General features: G+C 75.1%; 14 protein-coding genes. 11 read left to right on the top strand and 3 right to left on the bottom strand.

Annotated features, from left to right (window positions below):
* Positions 1 to 56: 56 nt before the first annotated feature.
* Complete coding sequence (locus tag ACWIX6_RS00845; RefSeq protein WP_448614951.1) at positions 57 to 3518, bottom strand: ABC transporter transmembrane domain-containing protein; 3462 nt, start codon at positions 3516 to 3518, stop codon at positions 57 to 59.
* A 172-nt stretch (positions 3519 to 3690) separates the two neighbouring features.
* Between ACWIX6_RS00845 and ACWIX6_RS00840 the strand changes: the two genes are divergently transcribed.
* The 4 genes from ACWIX6_RS00840 (at position 3691) to ACWIX6_RS00825 (ending at position 6983) form a co-directional block, all read left to right on the top strand.
* Positions 3691 to 4344, top strand: coding sequence for an FHA domain-containing protein (locus tag ACWIX6_RS00840; protein WP_448614950.1), 654 nt, complete (start codon positions 3691 to 3693; stop codon positions 4342 to 4344).
* 158 nt (positions 4345 to 4502) lie between these two features.
* Positions 4503 to 4934, top strand: coding sequence for a PepSY domain-containing protein (locus ACWIX6_RS00835; RefSeq protein WP_448614949.1), 432 nt, complete (start codon positions 4503 to 4505; stop codon positions 4932 to 4934).
* An 89-nt stretch (positions 4935 to 5023) separates the two neighbouring features.
* Positions 5024 to 6094 carry an inositol-3-phosphate synthase gene (locus ACWIX6_RS00830; protein WP_448614948.1) on the top strand — a complete coding sequence of 357 codons (1071 nt, stop codon included), beginning with the start codon at positions 5024 to 5026 and terminating at the stop codon, positions 6092 to 6094.
* A gap of 112 nt (positions 6095 to 6206) precedes the next feature.
* The gene (locus ACWIX6_RS00825) at positions 6207 to 6983 is read left to right on the top strand and encodes a hypothetical protein (protein ID WP_448614947.1); all 777 of its coding nucleotides are present in this window, start codon (positions 6207 to 6209) and stop codon (positions 6981 to 6983) included.
* A 138-nt stretch (positions 6984 to 7121) separates the two neighbouring features.
* On the opposite strand, the gene ACWIX6_RS00820 is transcribed toward ACWIX6_RS00825, so the two are convergent.
* Complete coding sequence (locus tag ACWIX6_RS00820) at positions 7122 to 7793, bottom strand: YqgE/AlgH family protein (RefSeq protein ID WP_448614946.1); 672 nt, start codon at positions 7791 to 7793, stop codon at positions 7122 to 7124.
* Positions 7794 to 7912: 119 nt separating this feature from the next.
* On the opposite strand from ACWIX6_RS00820, the gene ACWIX6_RS00815 reads away from it, so the two are divergent.
* Positions 7913 to 9268, top strand: coding sequence for an MFS transporter (locus ACWIX6_RS00815; RefSeq protein ID WP_448614945.1), 1356 nt, complete (start codon positions 7913 to 7915; stop codon positions 9266 to 9268).
* 3 nt (positions 9269 to 9271) lie between these two features.
* On the opposite strand, the gene ACWIX6_RS00810 is transcribed toward ACWIX6_RS00815, so the two are convergent.
* Positions 9272 to 10762 (bottom strand): CCA tRNA nucleotidyltransferase, encoded by a 1491-nt coding sequence (locus tag ACWIX6_RS00810; protein WP_448614944.1) that lies wholly within the window; start codon positions 10760 to 10762, stop codon positions 9272 to 9274.
* 42 nt (positions 10763 to 10804) lie between these two features.
* Between ACWIX6_RS00810 and ACWIX6_RS00805 the strand changes: the two genes are divergently transcribed.
* The 6 genes from ACWIX6_RS00805 to trxA all read left to right on the top strand — a co-directional run bounded on the left by ACWIX6_RS00805 (position 10805) and on the right by trxA (position 19045).
* Positions 10805 to 11281 carry an NUDIX hydrolase gene (locus ACWIX6_RS00805; RefSeq protein ID WP_448614943.1) on the top strand — a complete coding sequence of 159 codons (477 nt, stop codon included), beginning with the start codon at positions 10805 to 10807 and terminating at the stop codon, positions 11279 to 11281.
* A complete protein-coding gene (locus tag ACWIX6_RS00800) occupies positions 11278 to 13641 on the top strand; it encodes a DUF6049 family protein (protein ID WP_448614942.1) in 2364 nt (787 codons plus the stop codon). Before ACWIX6_RS00805 ends, ACWIX6_RS00800 begins: the two co-directional genes overlap by 4 nt.
* Positions 13638 to 15857: a murein biosynthesis integral membrane protein MurJ gene (gene murJ / locus ACWIX6_RS00795; RefSeq protein WP_448614941.1), complete on the top strand. Its 2220-nt coding sequence runs from the start codon at positions 13638 to 13640 to the stop codon at positions 15855 to 15857. The genes ACWIX6_RS00800 and murJ overlap by 4 nt, the downstream gene beginning before the upstream one ends.
* A gap of 49 nt (positions 15858 to 15906) precedes the next feature.
* Positions 15907 to 17544, top strand: a complete 1638-nt coding sequence (locus tag ACWIX6_RS00790) for a hypothetical protein (protein WP_448614940.1) — start codon at positions 15907 to 15909, stop codon at positions 17542 to 17544.
* Between the two features lie 62 nt (positions 17545 to 17606).
* A complete protein-coding gene (trxB, locus tag ACWIX6_RS00785; RefSeq protein ID WP_448614939.1) occupies positions 17607 to 18614 on the top strand; it encodes a thioredoxin-disulfide reductase in 1008 nt (335 codons plus the stop codon).
* Positions 18615 to 18718: 104 nt separating this feature from the next.
* On the top strand, positions 18719 to 19045 hold the full coding sequence (gene trxA, locus ACWIX6_RS00780; protein WP_222048381.1) for a thioredoxin: 327 nt from the start codon (positions 18719 to 18721) through the stop codon (positions 19043 to 19045).
* The last annotated feature ends 87 nt before the right edge of the window (positions 19046 to 19132 follow it).

Raw genomic sequence — 19132 nt, 5'->3', positions numbered from 1 at the left:
GCCCGACCACGACGTGTCAACGGCTGCGGACGTCCCTTCCCGCGATCCCCGGCGCGTCAGCGCACGCCGACCCGCTCCGGCTCGTCCAGCAGGGCCAGCACGGGCCGCAGCCGCTGCGGCTTGAGCCGGCACCAGCTCCGGACCGCCAGCCGCGCCAGCGCCACGGTCCGGTACGCGGCGACGCGCGCCAGCAGGACGTCGGGCTCGGTGCTGCCGGACCGGCGCAGGTACTCACGGAGGAAGGCCGAGGCGAGCTCCTCGCCGCCGTCCGGTGTCCGTCCCGCAGCGCCGTGGGCCGCGCGGACCGCCACCGCCAGACGGCCGGTGAACTGGCCCAGGTCGAGGGCCGGCTCGGCCAGGCAGACCGCGTCGAAGTGGACCAGGCTGGTCGTCGGACCGTCGAAGAGCACCCGCGCCGGGTGGAAGTCGCCGTGGGCGACGCCCCGTGGCCCGGGCGGGTCGAGGACCAGGTCGCCGACCGCGCGGAGGCGTCGGTGCAGCGACGCGGCGAGCGCCGGGGCCATCGGGGCGAGGTCCTCGACGGCTGCCCGTGCCGCGTCGACCTCGTCGGCGAGGCCGCGGGCGGGCCCGACCGGGATCGAGGAGCGATGCAGCGCTGCCGCGATCCGGGCGCACGCGGCGACCGCCTCCCCGGGGCCGGGGCCGCCGGCCGCCGGCGGGCCGGGCACCCCCGTCCGGGACCGGACCAGCGTCGGCAGGAGCGGCGACCCGGGCACCGCGTCCAGGAGCGCCAGCCGGAGGTCGGGGAGGTAGGCCTGGAACCGGGGCACCAGGAACGGCAGGGAGCTCCCCGACCCGTCCAGCAGCAGCTGCCGCAGTGCGGACACGGCCGGGCCGAGGAGCTCACCCCGGCCGTCCCCGTACGCCCTGCCGTACACGACCTGCTTGAGGCTGCGGCGGCTGGGTTCCAGGCGCCAGGCCAGCTCGTACCGCAGCACGCAGCTGCCCGGCCGGTGGCGCACCACCTCGGCGCGGCAGCCCTCGAGGACCAGCCCGGGGACCGAGCTGGTGAGCAGCGGCCCGAGCAGCCCCACGAGCTCCCCGGGGTCGGTGGCGGGCACCAGGCCCGGCAGCCCGGGGTCCAGCGGCAACGCGTGCAGGACCAGCCGCAGCTCGGGCACCAGGAGCGCCGGGCGGGCGAAGGCCTGCAGGTCCGCCCGGCCGTCCAGGCCCTCGGCCAGCGGGTCCATCCGGGCCAGCCAGTCCTCGGCGGCCTCGTCCGTGCGGACGAGCCGCCCGGCGACGAGGTGCTCCACCACCTCGGCGGCCCCGGAGCGGCGCAGTTCCAACCGGTACTGCAGGGTGGCGCCGTCCGCGGGCGTCACGTACGGCTTGCCGGGCGAGCAGGCCAGCACCTCCCATCCCTCGGCCAGCATGCGCTGCAGGCGGGGGACCATGGCGGACCCGGTCAGCGCCTCGGCCAGCCCGGGCAGCGCCCGGGTCAGGGCCGGCGAGCGGAGCGGGTCCAGTTCGTCCGCGCCGTGCGCGGCGGCACGGACGGTGGGGTGCCAGCCGGTGAGCGCGAGGAACTCCGCCCGGGACGCCGGCCGCGGCACCGCCTCGGTCAGGACGGCCTCGAACGGCTCGGCGTCCGCGGCCGGCCCGTCGTCGTCCGGCGTCGGTCCGGCCGGGAGCCCCGGCGCGCCGGTGCCGTCGGCCGTGGCGCCGTTGGCCGCCATTGCCTCACCGAACTGCCGGGCGTACAGGTCGGCGTAGAGCCCGCCGCTGGCCAGCAGGTCCTCGGGGCTGCCCTCCTCGAGGACCTGGCCCGCCGACATCACCAGGACGCGGTCGACCGAGCGGATGAGGTTGAAGTCGTGCGACACGATGAGCGTGGACCGGTTCCGGGCCAACGTCTGCAGGGACTCGGCCACCAGGGCGGCCGACTCGGCGTCCAGTCCGGTCGTCGGCTCGTCCAGGATCAGGATGGGGGCGTCCCGGATGAAGGCGCGGGCGATGGCCAGCCGCTGTCGCTGCCCCCCGGACAACGTCGCAGCGCGCTCGCCGAGGACGGTGTCGTAGCCGTCGGGCATGTCCATGACGAAGTCGTGGGCGTTCGCCTGCTTCGCAGCGGCGAGGACCTCGTCGAACGTCGCCCCTTCCCGGCCGTAGGCGATGTTCTCCGCGACGGTGCCGCGGAGCAGGACCGTCTCCTGCAGGACCATGCTGATCTGCGAACGCAGGGAGTCCAGGGTGAACCCCCTGATGTCGTGGCCGTCCACGAGGACGGCCCCAGCGTGCGGGTCGTACAACCGCGGCAGCAGCTGGGCGATCGTGCTCTTGCCTGCACCGCTGTGCCCTACCAGTGCCACTGCCTCGCCGGCAGCCATCCGGAAGCTCAGGGACTGCAGCGCCAGTCGCCCGACCGACTCCTCGTCGTCGGTACGCGCCTGGTAGGCGAAGCTGACGTCCCGGTACTCGATCTCGCCGCGGAGCGGAGGCGCCGGCTGCGCGCCCGGCAGGTCCGCCACTGTGGCCCGGCGGTCGAGCAGCTCACCGACCCGCTCCACGCTGGCGTAGACGCTCGCCACCTTGTTCCAGTGCTTGATGATCTTGCGGATCGGCTTGAACATGTTCTGGATCAGCAGGATGAACGCGACGAGGTCGCCGGCGGTGAGCGTGCGGGAGGACACCAGCCGGGCGCCCACGAGGATGACCACGGCGACCCCGACGGCCTCCAGGACTGCGACGCTGAAGCCGAAGAAGGCCTCCAGCCTCCCGGTCCGCAGCACGGCGTCCCGCGCCGCCCGGCTCTGCTCGGCGAACTTCCGCGCCTCGCGGTCTGCGCCACCGTAGACCTGGACCAGGCTGATCGTCGCCAGCATCTCCTGTGCCGTCGACGCCAGTTCCCCCTCGCTGGCCCGCAGCTGCTTGGAGGCCTTCTTGATCCGCCGGGTGAAGACGCTCGACACCACCATCAGCAGCGGCACGACCGCCAGCGCGAGCAGCGCGACCTGCGGGGACTGCCCGAAGAGGTAGGCGAGCGTGGCCGCGAGGACCATCGCACCGCCCACGATCTCGCCATAGGAGCCCTCGACGAAGTCCTCCATCGCCTTGACGTCACCCGTCAACCGGGTGAGGACGTCGCCGGTACTGCGCCGGAGGTGGAAGGCGAGCGGCAGCCGCTGCAGGTGGGCGAAGAGCGCGCCCCGCACGTTGAAGCCGAGCGTGCGCGCGGCATGGGCCAGGAAGATCACGGCCAGCGACGCCGAGGAGCTGTTCACCGCGGTCGCGACCACGATGGCCAGCGCGATCAGCGGGATCGTCGCGTCGATCGACGGCGTGAAGCCCAGCAGGCTGGGCCGCCGGTCGTCGATCAGGAAGTCGGTCAGGCGCTTGATCAGGTCGGGTACCGCGACGGCGGTGGCCGCCTCGAGGGCCAGGAAGGCGGTGGCGACGACGAAGGCCCATCGCTGCCCGGCGGTGAACCGCCCGAACAGCCCAAAGGTGCGACGGAGGTCGCCGCCGCCCTTCGATGACGGGCCGTTGCTGGCCACGCGTTCCTCCAGTCGGGGCCGCTCGCGCGGTGTCAGGCTAGCCGCCCGGCGCCCCGACCAGAACCGTGACGATCCCGCGGGGTCCGGGTGCACCGGCGTCGCGGCAGACGACCCGTCCGGACCCCCGCGACGGCGGCGCCGGGTCGTACGGTGAGCACATGCGCGGTGGGCGATGACCGGCCCGGGCGAGGCTGCCGGGCGGTGGCAGTGGGCCGGCGCCGAGGGCCCGGTGCTGGTGTACCGGGACGACACCGGGGTCCAGCGCTTCGTCCCGCTCGAGGGCAGGACCTCACTGACCCTCGGGCGCAGCTCCGGGTGCGACGTCGAACTGGGCTGGGACGAGCAGGTGTCCCGGGTGCACGCCGGACTCGAGCTCGTCGGTCCCGACTGGACGCTCGTCGACGACGGGCTGTCCCGGAACGGCACGTACCTCAACGGGGAGCGGCTCAGCGGCCGACGGCGGCTGCGCGACAGCGACACCTTCGTGCTCGGCTCCACGTCGTTCCGGTTCCGGGACACCAGCCGGGCGTCGACCCAGCTGACCAAGGTGGGCGAGCAACTGGTCACCGTGGCGTCGCTGTCCCCGACCCAGCGGCAGATCGTCACCGCGCTGTGCCGGCCCTACAAGCACGACGACCCGTACGCCACCCCGGCGTCCAACCAGAAGATCGCCGACGAGCTCTTCCTGAGCGTCGACGCGGTCAAGACCCAGCTGCGCCTGCTGTTCCAGAAGTTCCAGCTCGAGGAGCTCCCGCAGAACCAGAAGCGCGTCAAGCTGGTCGAGCGGGTCCTCGGCCTCGGCCTCGTCAGCCGCAAGGACCTCTGACACCCCTCCCGGGGGCCCAGCAGGTGTGCAGCCTCGACCCCCAGGTGTCGCACGGCGCCACCCAGGGTGGCTTCTGACGGGGTCGGCGGTCGCCCATCGTTCTCCCCAGGACATCGCGGGTCGACGGGACCCGCGGCCTGATCAGGGAGGACACCCCCATGTTGCGTCCATCGGCATCCCGCAAGCAGCTCCTCGGCCTCGCCCTCGCCCTGTCCGTCGGCACCGGCGCCGGCGTGGGCGCCGCCAGCATCTGGTCGGCCTCGGGAGCGACGACGCCGCAGGCCCACCTCGCCGACGCCGCGCTCCCGGCCGCGGCCGGAGGGCGGGACGTGCCGCGGGAGACCCCGGGCACCGGCAGCAGCACCGCGCCGGCACCCGCCTCCTCGCCGCTGACGCTGGAGCAGGCGATGGCGGTCGCCACCGAGACCGCTCCCGGCCGGGTCGTGGAGTGGGACCAGGACCAGGAGCCGACCGGTCTCCGGTACGACGTGACGGTCCTGCACGAGGACCACACCACCACCGAGGTCGAGGTCGACACCGCCACCGGCCAGGTCACGAGCATCGACCACGACGACGACCGCTGGGGCTGAGACCGACCGGGTCACGACGACCAGCACGACGACCAGTACCACCACCGGTACGACCACGAGTACGACGACCACGAGTGAGGAGCACTGCCATGGGTTCGGTTCGTGTGGCGATCGCGGGAGTGGGCAACTGCGCCTCCTCCCTGGTGCAGGGTGTGGAGTACTACCGGGACGCGGACGCGACCAGGTCGGTCCCCGGGCTGATGCACGTGCGGTTCGGGGACTACCACGTGTCCGACATCGAGTTCGTCGCCGCCTTCGACGTCGACGCCAAGAAGGTCGGCCGCGACCTCTCCGAGGCCATCGTCGCCAGCGAGAACAACACCATCAAGATCTGCGACGTCCCCCCGCTCGGGGTCACCGTCCAGCGCGGCACCACCCTGGACGGGCTGGGCCGCTACTACCGGGAGACCATCGCCGAGTCCGACGAGCAGCCCGTCGACGTCGTCGCCGCCCTGCGCGACTCCGGCGCCGACGTCCTGGTCTGCTACCTGCCGGTCGGCTCCCAGCAGGCCGCGGAGTTCTACGCCCAGGCCGCCATCGACGCCGGCGTCGCCTTCGTCAACGCCCTGCCCGTCTTCATCGCCGGCACCAAGGAATGGGCCGACAAGTTCACCGCCGCCGGCGTCCCCATCATCGGTGACGACATCAAGAGCCAGGTCGGGGCCACCATCACCCACCGGGTGCTGGCCAAGCTGTTCGAGGACCGCGGCGTGCAACTGGACCGCACCATGCAGCTCAACGTCGGCGGCAACATGGACTTCAAGAACATGCTCGAACGCGAGCGCCTGGAGTCCAAGAAGATCTCCAAGACCCAGTCGGTCACCAGCCAGGTCGACCGCGACATGGGCGCAGGCAACGTCCACATCGGCCCCTCCGACCACGTCCCCTGGCTGTCGGACCGCAAATGGGCCTACGTCCGCCTGGAAGGCCGCGCCTTCGGCGACGTCCCACTCAGCCTGGAGTACAAGCTCGAGGTCTGGGACTCCCCCAACTCCGCCGGCATCATCATCGACGCCGTCCGCGCCGCCAAGATCGCCCAGGACCGCGGCATCGGCGGACCCATCCTCTCCGCCTCCTCCTACTTCATGAAGAGCCCACCCGAGCAGTACGACGACAGCACCGCCCGCGACGCCGTCGAGGCCTTCATCCGAGGCCACTAGAAGGACCTTCCTGCCCCCACCCCTCGCGAGCTCGGGGCGGGACCCTGCAGGAAGGCCGAGGGGCCCGGGCCGGTGGTCCGGGTCCCTCGGCGACGGCTCATAGTGTTGAGGCATGCTGGCCCGTCGTCCCTGGTCCCTGGTGCTGTCGATCCTGGTGGTGCTGGCCCTGCTGGCCGGCTGCGGCGGCGACGAGGGGGCCGAGCGGGTCCCGGGCGACCCGGTCAGCGCCACCGAGGCCGAGGTGCTCGCCGGGCTGCTGTACCGCGACTTCCAGGCCGGCGGCGCGGACTTCGAGGTCACCGCCCCCTACGCCGAGGGCGCGGTGCTGACCCTCACCGGCGAGGTCGACTTCCGCCGCGGCACCGGCCGGGCCCAGGGCGTCACCGAGTACACCGACGGACGCCCGGCCGAGACCCGCACGGTCTTCTTCACCGGCCGGGACCTCTGGTTCGGGGACGTCCCCGGCCTGGCCGACGCGGTGGGCGCCGCCGGGCTGCCCGAGGCCGGCTACGTGCGACGGCCGCTGGCCACCACCGACGACGCCGGCGCCGCCTCGCTCGTCGACGTCCTGGTGCAGATGGTCCCGCGGCTGTCCGCGCGCAGCGAGGACGACCCCCGCTCCTTCACCGAGAACGGCTACACCTGGCAGGGCAGCCGGTCGGTCAACGGCGAACTGGCGTCGGTCTTCCGCACCGGCACCGGCACCACCATCACGGTGGGCGCCGAGGACCGGCTGCTGCTGCAGTACGTCACCCGGCTGCCCGGCCAGGAGTTCGACGTCACCATCACGCTGACCGACCACGGGGAGCGGGAGATCGAGCTGCCGGCGGAGGAGGAGACCCTCGACGCCACGGCGCACCCGGAGATCGCCGCCGCGGTCGGCATCTAGCCCGGACAGCACACGAGGGGGCGGCCTCTTCCCCAGGTCGCCCCCTCGTGCAGCCCCGTTCCTACCAGACCGGTGCCCCACCTGCCCAGTGGTCCCGCTCCGCGTCGTCTCACCAGCCCCAGGGGGCACGCGCCCCGCTCAGTTGGCGGTGGGGTCCGACGGCGCGGTGGACAGGACGGCCAGCCGGCCCCGCTGGCGCCGCAGCACCGCGCGCCACAGCTCGGGACCCGATGCGCCGGCCAGCACGTCCGCCGGGGCGCCCGGGACGCAGGCCCACGCCCCCTCGGCCAGCTCGCCGGCCAGCTGCCCCTCGGACCACCCGGCGTACCCGGCGAAGACCCGGAGCCCGGTGACCTGGCCCTCCAGCTCGTCGGGGTCGGTGTCCAGGTCGACCAGGTGCACACCCGGGGCCACCTGCCGGAGCCCGCCGTCCGGGTCGGCGGGCCCCGTGCCCGCCGTGGTGGCCAGGCACAGCGCGGTGTCGGTCTCGCACGGGCCGCCGACGTGGAAGACACCCGGCTCGACGGCCAGGTCGGACCAGCCGGGCAGCACGTCGCGGAGCCGGACCTCGCTCGGCCGGCCCAGCACCACGCCCAGCGTCCCGGTCCCGGAGTGGTCGAGCACGTAGACCACGCCACCGGCGAAGGTGGGGTCCGTCAGCGCCGGCATGGCCACCAGCAGCGACCCGGGACGAACGTCGTCCAGGCCGCCGACGGACAGCGCCGGCGTCGCGTCGCGACGTCGCTTGCCCGCCGCCGGTCCGGCAGCGGGACGGCGTTCGGGATCGGGTGACGAGGGCACCGGGGTCATCCCCTCCAGTGTGCCTCAGGCCCGCCCGGTCGGGGGGCCGGCCGTCCCGCCTCCGCGGCCCGACGGCGTGTCCTCCCGGTCGGCTGCCGGGGTGCGTACACCGCCGTACTGTCGGGGGCGTGCAGCAGGCGGTGACGGACCGGACGCCGACCACGGTGCGGCACCTGCTGCACCGCCGCGACTTCGTCCGGCTGCTGCTCACCCGGCTCAGCTCGCAGTTCGGCGACGGGGTCTTCCAGGCCGCGCTGGCCGGCACGGTGCTGTTCAACCCGCAGCAGGCCACCGACCCGATGGACGTCGCCGTCGGCTTCGCCGTCCTGCTGCTGCCGTACTCGCTGGTCGGCCCGTTCGCCGGTGTCTGGCTGGACCGCTGGAGCCGGCGCCAGGTGCTGCTGGTGGCCAACCTGGTGCGCGCTGTCTTGGTCACGGCGGTGGCCGGGCTGGTGCTGGCCGGGGTGCAGGGCGCCGCCTTCTACCTCGCCGGCCTCGCCGTCTTCTCGGTCAACCGGTTCGTGCTCTCCGCGCTGTCGGCCGGGTTGCCGCACACCACCGACCAGGCGTCACTGGTGTCGGCCAACGCGCTGTCGACCACGTCGGGCGCGGTCGCCTCCGTCGCCGGCGGGGGGACGGCGATCGTCGCCACCGCGCTGGTCGGCTCGGGGAACGCCGGGTACGCGACGCTGGCGCTGGCGTCGGCGGTGCCCTACGTCGCCGCCTCCGCCGTCGTCTCGGGGTTCCCCCGCTCCCACCTGGGGCCCGACCACGCGACGCTGGCCGCCACGGTGAGCGCCCGGGACGTGCTGCACGGGATGGCGGCCGGCACCCGGCACATGCTGCAGCACCCGCCGGCCGCCGTCGTCCTGGCCGTGATGAGCGTGCACCGGGTCTTCTACGGGCTGCTCACGCTGATGACCCTGCTGCTGTACCGGAACACCTTCACCGCCGACTCGGGGTTCTTCCCCGGCGGGCTGGCCGGGCTGGGCGAGGTGCTGGCGGCCGGGGCGGCCGGCACCCTGCTCGCCGCCGCCGTGACCCCGTGGGCGGTGCGCCGGATGGGCAAGGGGCGCTGGATCACGCTGATGCTGGTCGCCGCCGGGGTGGGGCAGCTGGGGCTCGGCGGGCTGTTCCGGCCGGCGGCGGTCGTCGGCGCCGTGTTCGCGCTGGGCTTCGTGGCCCAGGCGGTGAAGATCTGCGTCGACACCACGCTGCAGGAGGCGGTCGAGGACGACTTCCGCGGCCGGGTCTTCTCCGTCTACGACACCCTCTTCAACGTCACCTTCGTCATCGCCCTGCTGCTGGGCGCGCTGTGGCTGCCGGCGTCCGGGGTCTCCTGGGCGATGCTGGCCGTGGTGGGGGCCGGCTACCTGCTCACCGCCCTGGGCTTCTGGCACCTCGCCGGGATGCGTACCCGCAGGTTCCCCACGCTCTCGGACGCCGCGCCCCGGACGACACCGGACCCGCTGCCCCAGCCGTAGGGCTCAGCGGGAGCGGGCGGCCCACCAGGCGAGCAGCTCCGCCTCGGCCGCCGCGGGCTCCAGCGGCCCGCGTTCGACCCGGAGGTCCTTGAGGAAGCGCCAGGCCTCGCCCACCTCGCGGCCCGGGCCGATGCCCAGCAGCTCCATGATCCGGTTGCCGTCCAGGTCGGGCCGGATCCGGGCCAGGTCCTCCGCCTCGGACAGCACCGCGATCCGCTGCTCGAGCGAGTCGTAGGTCGCCGCCAGCGCCGCCGCCCGCCGCCGGTTGCGGGTCGTGCAGTCCGAGCGGACCAGCTTGTGCAGCCGGGGGAGCAGGTCACCGGCGTCGGTGACGTACCGGCGGACGGCGGAGTCCGTCCACTCGCCGCGGCCGTACCCGTGGAACCGCAGGTGCAGGAAGGTCAGGCGGGAGACGTCCTCGACGACCTCCTTGGGGTACCGCAGCGCCGTCAGCCGCTTGCGCACCAGCTTGGCCCCGACCACCTCGTGGTGGTGGAAGGACACCCCGCCGCGGCCCTCGTGCCGCCGGGTCGCCGGCTTGCCGATGTCGTGCAGCAGGGCAGCCAGCCGCAGCACCAGATCCGGGGACGGCGCCTCTCCATCGGCCAGCTCGAGTGCGATCGCCTGGTCGAGCACGGTCAGCGAGTGCGCGTAGACGTCCTTGTGCTGGTGGTGCTCGTCGATCTCCATCCGCAGCGCGGGCAGCTCGGGCAGCACGACGTCGGCCAGGCCGGTGGACACGAACAGCTCCAGCGCCGCCCGGGGCGCGGGGTTCAGCAGCGTCCGGGAGAACTCGTGCTGGACCCGCTCGGGAGTGATCCGGGCCAGCGCGGGGGCCAGCGAGGTCATCGCCTCGACCACCTCCTCGTCGGGGGTGAGCCCCAGCTGCGCCACGAAGCGCACGGCGCGCAGCATCCGCAGCGGGTCGTCGGCGAACGAGTCGACGGCGGCCCCCGGCGTCCGCAGCCGGCCGGCCAGCAGGTCCCCGAGCCCGCCGAAGGGGTCGGTCACGGTGCGGTCGGGTCCCAGCGACACCGCCATCGCGTTCACCGTGAAGTCGCGCCGGGCCAGGTCCTCGACCAGCGAGGAGCCCCAGGCCACCTCGGGGTTGCGGGACTCGCGGTCGTAGCGGTCGGCGCGGAAGGTGGTGATCTCCACCCGCTCGCCGCGGACCTCCGCACCGACGGTGCCGAAGGCGATGCCGGTGTTCCACGTGGAACTGGCCAGTCCGCGCAGCAGCTCGAGGACCTGCTCGGGGCGGGCGTCGGTGGTGACGTCGAGGTCCCCGGGCGCCTGCGGCCGGCCGGTCGCCCCGGCGGCCAGCAGCGCGTCCCGCACCGACCCGCCCACCAGGTGCGCGGAGAAGCCGGCGGCGGCGAACCGGGCGCCGAGGTCGGACAGCACGGGGGAGAGGTCGACGAGCTCGCGCACCGTCGCCTGCACCGCCGGGGGGACGGGCAGGACAGGAGGACGACGCGGCGGCACCGAGGACACGACGATCGAGGGTAGTGCCGCTGCGCGCGCTACCCTCTCGGCATGGCTGGGACGGGCGGGCGACGGCGCCCCGGCCGCCGGTTGCGCCGGGTCGACGAGACCTCGGCCGGTGGCCTGGTGGTCGCCGACGACGAGGTCACCGGTCCGCGGGCGGCCCTGATCGGACGGACCGACCGCCGCGGCCGGCTGCTCTGGTCCCTGCCCAAGGGGCACATCGAGGCCGGCGAGACCCCCGAGGACACCGCCGTCCGCGAGGTCGCCGAGGAGACCGGCATCATCGGCGAGGTCGTCGCGCCGCTGGGCATCATCGACTTCTGGTTCGTCGCCGACGGCCGCCGGGTGCACAAGACGGTCCACCACTTCCTGCTCCGCGCGGTCGGCGGAGCGCTGTCCGACGCCGACGTCGAGGTGACCGAGGTGGCCTGGGTCCCGCTGGACGAGCTGGGCGGACGGCTGGCGTACGCCGACGAGCGGGCGCTGGTCGAGCGCGCGCCGGCACTGCTGGCCGACACGGCGTGAGACGGCGGGCCGCCGGCCGCGCCGTCGGCCGCCCCCTCGCAGCCGCGGTCCTGACCGGGGCGCTGGTCGTGGCACCGGCGCTCCTCCCCACGCCGCCCGCACAGGCGGCGCCGGCCCCCGGGGACGACGCCGACCGGCCGGTGCAGATCACCGTCACCCGGCTGGAGCCCCGGACGGTGACCCCCGGCTCGGCCATCGTGGTCGCCGGCACCCTGGTCAACGACAGCACCGACACCATCACCGACCTGACCGTGCGGCTGCAGCGGGGGGCGGAGCTCACCACCCGCCGCGCCCTGGCCGCGGACGTCGCCTCGCCCGACGGGGGCAGCGTCGCCACCGCGCCCTTCCAGCCGATCGCCGGCGAGCTCGACCCCGGCGACTCGCTGGCCTTCACCTACACGACCACCGCGGCGGAGCTGCAGCTCCCCGAGGACGGCGTCTTCCCCGCGCTGGTCAACGTCAACGGCACCCGGGACGGCGGGGTGGCCGAGCGGGTCGCGGAGCTGGCCACCCACCTGGTGGCGCAGCCGGCGGTGCCGACCAGCCGGACGACGGTGGCCTGGCTGTGGCCGCTGGCCGACCGGCCGCACCGGGACGCGACCGGGGCCTTCACCGACGACCTGCTCGCGGGTGAGGTCGCCGCCGGCGGGCGGCTGGACCGAGCCCTGGCCGTGCTGGAGGCGCTGCCCACCACCGCGCCGCTCGGCGTCCCCGGCGCCGTCCCGGTCACCCTGGCCGTCGACCCCGCGCTGCTGGAGGAGCTGTCCCTGATGGCGGCGGGCAGTTTCGCCGTCGGCGACCGCGCCGGCGCCGGCACCGCCGATGCGGCGGACTTCCTCGACCGGCTCCGGGCCCTGGCCGCGCTCCACCCGGTGGTGGCCCTGCCCTACGCCGACGCGGACGGCGACTCGCTCCTCTCGGTCGGGCAGGCCGACGTGTTCACCCGCACCCTGCCCGGCACCGACGCCGGCACCGCCCGCCAGCCGCTGGCTGCCGGAGGCACGCCGGCCACCGTCCCCGCGGCCCCGGCCGGCCCCCAGGACGGCGGCGACCCGGCGGCCTCCGCCGCGCCGACCGGCACCCCGGCCGGCACCGCGCCCGCGGAGGACGACGGCTCGGGAGCCGGCGCGGACCTCGTCCGGGACCTCCTGGGCACCGAACCTGTCACCGACCTGGCCTGGCCGGCCGGCGGGAGCGCCCTGCCGGACACCCTCGCCCTGCTGCGGGCCGGCGGCGTGACCGGCGTCGTCCTCGACGAGGCGGCGCTGTCCGACGGCGACCGGGCCGTCGGCGACGTGGCCGGCGCGGTGGCCGCCGCCCGCACCACCGTGCCCACCCCCGGCGGGGAGCTGTCGGCGCTGGTCGCCGACGGCGCGCTCGCCGACCTCGTCGCCGCTGCCGGGGCCGACCCGGAGGGCGCGCGGATGGCCGAGCAGCGCTACCTCGCAGAGCTGGGCGTGCTCACCGGCCAGCTGGCCGACGTCGACCCCACCGCGCCGCAGACGGTGCTGGTCGCCCCGCCCCGGCTCCTCGACGCCGACCCGGCCTGGGCCGGCGCGATGATCAGGGACACCGTGACCGAGCCCTGGCTGGGTGCGGTCTCGGTGTCCGGGCTGGCCGCCGGCCCGGTCCGCGACGCCGGGGAGCTGCAGTCCCCCGACGGCGACGGGGCCGGCCTGCTGCCGGAGGCCGGGCTGGTCGAGATCGCCCGGACCGCCGCCGTGCGGGACGACTTCGCCGCCGCCGTGGTCGGCGATCCGGCCACCGTGCTCGCCGGGTACGACGCCGCGCTGGCCCGGGCCGGCTCCGCCGCGTGGCGCACCGACCCGGAGGGCTTCGTCTACGCCACCGACGACCTGCGCGCGACGGTGGCCGACCTGCGCGACCAGGTCAGGCTGGTCGACCCCGCCGAGGGCACCTACAGCCTGGCGTCCCGCGACGCACCGCTGGTGCTCACCGTGCAGAACGACCTGCCGTTCGCCGTCGACGTGCGGGTGGACCTGCGGGCGCGGGCCAACGTGGGGCTGACCACCGAGGACGTCGGGGTCACCCGGCTGGAGCCGCAGTCCCGCACCACGGTCCAGGTGGCCACCGAGGTCCGGCAGTCCGGTGGCTTCACCGTCACCGCCACGCTCACCACCCCGGCCGGGGGTGCCCTGGGCGACCCGGTCCAGCTGCAGGTGAAGAGCACCGCCTACGGCACGATCACGCTGGCCATCACGCTGGGCGCCGGGGTGCTGCTCGGCCTGCTCTTCCTGCGCCGGCTGGTGCGCTTCCTGCTCGTCCGCCGCCGCGGCGCGGCCGCAGCCGGGGAACCGGCCGAGCCGGTCGCGCTGCCGCCGGTGCGGAGCCCGGTGTGAGCTCCGGCCCCTGGGCCGGCTCCGCGGAGCACCGACGCGCAGGGGACGGCGGAGGTCAGGACGACCGGCAGGACGACGACCGGCACGACGACGCGCGCCGGGAGTCCCCGCGCCCGGCACCGCTGCCCCCGCCGCCCTACCGCGCCGCTCCCCCGCCCGGTCAGGCACCCGCGGTGGGGGAGGCGCCGGTCCGGACGCCCCGGGTGTGGCCGCCACCCCCGCCGCCGGCGCGCCCGCCCGGCGGCCCGGTCTCCCGCCCCACGCCGGCACAGCAACCGGCCGTCCAGCCGGGCGCGGCCCCGCAGCCGGTCCCCGGGCCGCCGTCCGGTCAGCGCCCGCGGCCACCGGTGCCGCCGCTGCCCTCCGGCGGGCCTCCGTCCGGGCAGCAGCCGGCCTGGTCCGCCGCGGCCCCGCCGGTCGGCCGGCCGCGCCCGGTGCTGCCCCCGGTGCCGCCGCCCCGGTCGCGGTTCGTGCCGGGTCCGGACGACACGCAGCTGATCCCGACGCTGCCGCCGGTCCCCGCCCACGGCGAGGAGACCGCCGAGGAGGTCGAGGAGCGCGAGGGCGCCCCCGGCGGCAGCCGGGGCATCCTCCGCGCGGCCGGGACGATGGCGGTGGCCACGCTGGTCAGCCGGCTCACCGGCTTCCTGCGCACCGTCGTGCTCACCGCGGTCCTCGGGCTGGCGGCGGTCGGCGACGCCTACACGGTGGCCAACACGCTGCCCAACCTCGTCTACGAGCTGCTGCTCGGCGGCGTGCTCACCTCGGTCCTGGTGCCCCTGCTGGTCGGGGCGCAGGAGAAGGACGCCGACGGCGGGGTGCGCTACGCGCAACGGCTGCTCACCCTCGCCGTGGCCGGGCTCAGCGTGCTCACCGTCGTCGCGGTGCTCGCCGCGCCCGCCCTGACCTGGCTGATGGGGATCCGCGAGGGGTCCTCCGCCCCCGGGCAGGTCGAGCTGGCCACCTGGCTGGCCCGGATCCTGCTGGTGGAGATCGTCTTCTACGGGGTGGGCGCGCTGGCCACCGCGGTGCTCAACGCCCGCGGGGTCTTCGGGGCCCCGGCCTGGGCGCCGGTGCTGAACAACGTCGTCGTCATCGCCACCGGGGCGCTGTTCGTGCTGACCAGCGGGCCCGGCGAGCTCACCCCGCTGACCATCACCCCGACCCAGGTGTGGCTGCTGGGCATCGGGACGACGCTGGGGATCGCCGTGCAGGCGCTGGTCCTGGTCCCGCTGCTGCCCCGGCACGGCGTGCCGCTGCGGCCGCGCTGGGGACTGCGCGGCACCGGGCTGAGCGAGGTCGGCACGCTGGGCCTGTGGGTGGTCGGCTACGTGCTGGTCAGCCAGGTCGGCGTCGTCGTCACCAGCCGGGTCGCCAACCGGGCGGCGGACGAGGGCGGCCTGGGCCCGCTGGCGCTCAGCAACGCCAGCCTGCTGTTCCAGATGCCCTACGGGATCATCGGCGTCGCGCTGCTCACCGCACTGCTGCCCCGGATGAGCCGCGCGGCGTCCCGGGGCGACGTCGACGGCGTGATCGCCGACCTGTCACTGGGCACCCGGCTGTCCGCGGTGGGGCTGCTGCCGGTCACCGCGGTGCTCGTCGTCCTCGGGCCGGCGCTGGCCACCGTGGCGTTCGCGCGCGGCAACGCCAGCCTGGAGGACGCCCGCGGCGTCGGGACGGCGCTGGCCATCGGCGCGGTCGGGCTGCTGCCGATGGCGGTCACCCTGCTGCAGCTGCGGGTGTTCTACGCCATGAAGGACGCCCGCACCCCCACGCTGGTCCAGCTGGTGATGGTCGCCGTCCGGGTGCCGCTGGTCCTGCTGGTGCCCGTCGTCGTCGCACCGGACCACGTGGTGGCCGGGCTCATGCTGGTGACCAGCATCACCTTCGTCGTCGGCTGGGTCGTCGGTGACGTGGCCCTGCGCCGTCGGCTGGGCACCCTCCGCGGCCGCCGCGTGCTGGGGAGCCTCCTGCGGCTCGCAGCGGTGTCCCTGGTCGCCGGGCTGCTCGGCTGGGCCGCCGTGGCCGGCGTCGAGGACGTCCTGGGGCGCTCGGTGGTGGGGTCGCTCGGAGCCCTGCTCGTCGGTACCGTGGTCATCGGCATCGCGGTGGTCGCGGGAGCCGTGGCGGCGAGGGTCCCCGAGGTCACCGGGGCACTCGCCGGCGTCCGGGCGCGACTCGGCCGGGGACGCGGCCCGGACCGTCCCGGTGCCTGACCCGGGGACGCCGTCCCCGGCCGGAACGAGCAGGGGGTCGGCAGCGTCCGTGACGTCGACGACCACCGGCCTGCCCGACCGCTACCGCCCGATCGACCAGTCCGCACCGGACGAGGTGACCCGGACCGGCGTCATCCGGTCCTGGCGGGCCCGGGACCGGGTGCTCAACCGCGACGTCGCGCTGCGCGTGCACACCCCCGGTGGGCCGGCCGCCCGGGAGTGGATCACCCGGGCGCTGACCGCGGGCGGCCTGGCCACCCCCGCGCTCGCCATGGTCTACGACGCCGCGGAGGGCACCGGGGCCGACGGCCCGGGCGGCGCGGCGTACGTCGTCAACGAGTGGCTCGAGGGCGTCACGCTGCGGGAGCGGCTGGCGTCCGAGGGCCCGCTCCCCGAGCGGGACGCCTGTGCGCTGGTCCGCCGGCTGGCCGAGGGCGTCGCCGAGGCGCACCGGGTGGGCCTGGCCGTCGGCGGCCTCACCCCCGACCACGTCGTGCTGCGGCCCGGCGGCCTGGCCGGCCTGCTGTCGGTCCCGGCGGCCTCCGGCACCATGGACGGCGACATCGCCGCGCTCGGCGCGCTGCTGGAGCTGGCCCTGACCGGAGGCCCCGGCGCCGACGGCACCGTGCCGCCCGTCGCGTCCCCGGACCTCGCCGCCCTGGTGCGCCGGGCCCGGTCCACGGACCAGGCCAGCCGGCTGGCCAGCGCGGCGACCATGGTCACCCTGCTCGCCGAGCGGCCGCGCACCGGCCCCCAGGACCAGCAGCGCCCCGACGCCCTCAATGACAGCGGATGGCTGCGCCGGATGCGCGAGCGGCGGGACCTCCCCGAGGTCGCCGACGCCGCCGACCACACGGTGGCCGCCCCGGACGCCGGCGAGCGGTCCGTCCGGCTGCCCCGCGGGCTGCCCCCGGTGCCGGGGACCGGCGGCCCGCGGCCCGCGCTCCGCCGGCCGGCCGAGGAGGACGAGGACGACCTCGACTGGGACTCGACCTTCGTCCCGGACGACCACCCCGGCGACGGGCCCGCCGCGGACCCGGACACGGGCCGGTCGAACCGCCGGCGGCTGGCCATGGTCGGCCTGCCCCTGCTGGCCCTGGCCGTCGTCGTGGCCGTCGCGCTCTGGTTCGGCAACAACGTGCTGGACGTCGCGGCGTCCGTCGACACGACCGAGGGCAGCACACCGTCCATCAGCTCGTCGGCGGCACCGCCGGCCGAGGAGGAGCCCCCGCCGGCCACCGCCCCGGCCCAGGTCGCCGGGGCCGCCCTGTTCAACCCGTTCGGGGACGGCGACCCGGAGAACGACGACGAGGTCGGCCTGACCTTCGACGGCGACCCGGGCACCGCCTGGTCCACGGTTACCTACCGGGGTTCGGCGGCCTTCGGCAACCTCAAGCCCGGCGTGGGCGTGCTGTACGACCTGGGCAGCGAGCAGCGGTTGGCCGGCGTCACGGTGACCACCCCCACGCCCGGCGCCACGGTCGAGGTGCGCACCGGCGGGTCGGGGGACGGCGCGCTCGACGACTACGCCGTGGCGGCCAACGGCACGCTGACCGGCACCGACGAGCTGACCTTCGCCGAACCGGTGACCACCCGCTGGGTGCTGGTGTGGGTCACCGGGCTGGTCGAGTCCGGCGACGGGTTCAGCGCCGGCATCGCCGAGGTCGCCCCGCTCGCGGCCACCTGACGGGGGGCCGGAGGGCGCCGTCCCCCGGGAATGCCCGCCCCACCTCGTCCGTTGTGCCGCCCGTGACGACAGACCAGCCCACTCCCGGCCCCGCCGTCTCCACCGACGGGCCGCCGGCGATCCCGCCGGCCGAGCGCGACGGCGTCCGCGACCTGATCATCATCGGGTCCGGCCCGGCCGGGTACACCGCCGCCACCTACGCCGCGCGCGCGAACCTCCACCCGCTGGTGTTCGAGGGGTCGCAGTTCGGCGGCGCGCTCATGACCACCACCGAGGTGGAGAACTTCCCCGGGTTCCCCGAGGGCATCCAGGGCCCGCAGCTCATGATGGACATGCGCACCCAGGCCGAGCGCTTCGGCGCCGAGCTGGTCGCCCGCGACGTCAGCGAGGTCGACCTCGAGGCCACCCCGAAGGTGGTCAAGGTCGGCGACGAGGTGCACCTGGCGCACGCCGTCATCGTCGCCACCGGGTCGAAGTACCGGTACCTGGGCCTGGACAACGAGCAGCGGCTGCTCGGCCACGGCGTCTCCGCCTGTGCCACCTGCGACGGCTTCTTCTTCCGCGACCAGGACATCGTCGTGGTCGGCGGCGGCGACTCCGCGATGGAGGAGGCCACCTTCCTCACCCGGTTCGCCAAGTCGGTGACCGTGGTGCACCGACGCGCCGAGCTCCGGGCGTCGAAGATCATGGTCAAGCGCGCGCAGGACAACGAGAAGATCCGCTGGGCGCTGGGCAAGCAGGTGACCGACGTGCGCGGCGAGAACGCGGTGTCCGCGGTCGAGCTGACCGACGTCGCCACCGGGACCACCGAGGAGCTCCCGGTGACCGGCCTGTTCGTCGCCATCGGCCACGACCCGCGGACCGAGCTGTTCGTCGGTCAGTTGAAGCTGGACGACGAGGGGTACGTGGTCGTCGACCACCCGACCACCCGGACCAACATCGACGGCGTGTTCGCCTGCGGCGACGTCGTCGACCACATCTACCGCCAGGCGATCACCTCGGCCGGCACCGGTGCCGCCGCCGCGATCGACGCCGAGCGGTGGCTGGCCGACACGTTCGGCGAGCGGTAAGTAGAAGGACCCCGCTGCCTCCCACCGCTCGCGAGCTCGCGGCGGGGCCCTGCAGCGGGGCCGACCACAGGCTCTCCCATCCCATCCCACAGAAGGAGCTCCACATGGCAGGCAACACCGTGAAGGTCACCGACGACAGCTTCGCTGCTGACGTCCTGGGCAGCGACAAGCCCGTGCTGGTCGACTTCTGGGCCGAGTGGTGCGGACCGTGCAAGATGGTCGCCCCGGTGCTGGAGGAGATCGCCGCCGAGCACGGCGACAAGCTCACCATCGCCAAGCTCAACATCGACGAGAACCCGCAGATCGCCCGTGACTACCAGGTCATGTCGATCCCGACCATGACGGTCTTCTCCGGTGGGAAGCCGGTCAAGAGCATCATCGGGGCCAAGCCCAAGGGCGCGATCCTCTCGGACCTCTCCGACTACATCTGAGGAAGGACCCCGCTGCCCCCCACCGCTCGCAGGCTCGCGGCGGGACCCTGAACGGGGCCTGATGACCGGCCGGAGGCCCGCTCGTCC

This window comes from Modestobacter sp. URMC 112, from assembly GCF_053502575.1.
The sequence above is the reverse complement of the archived record's forward strand: the minus strand, read 5'-3'. Positions and strand labels throughout refer to the sequence as shown.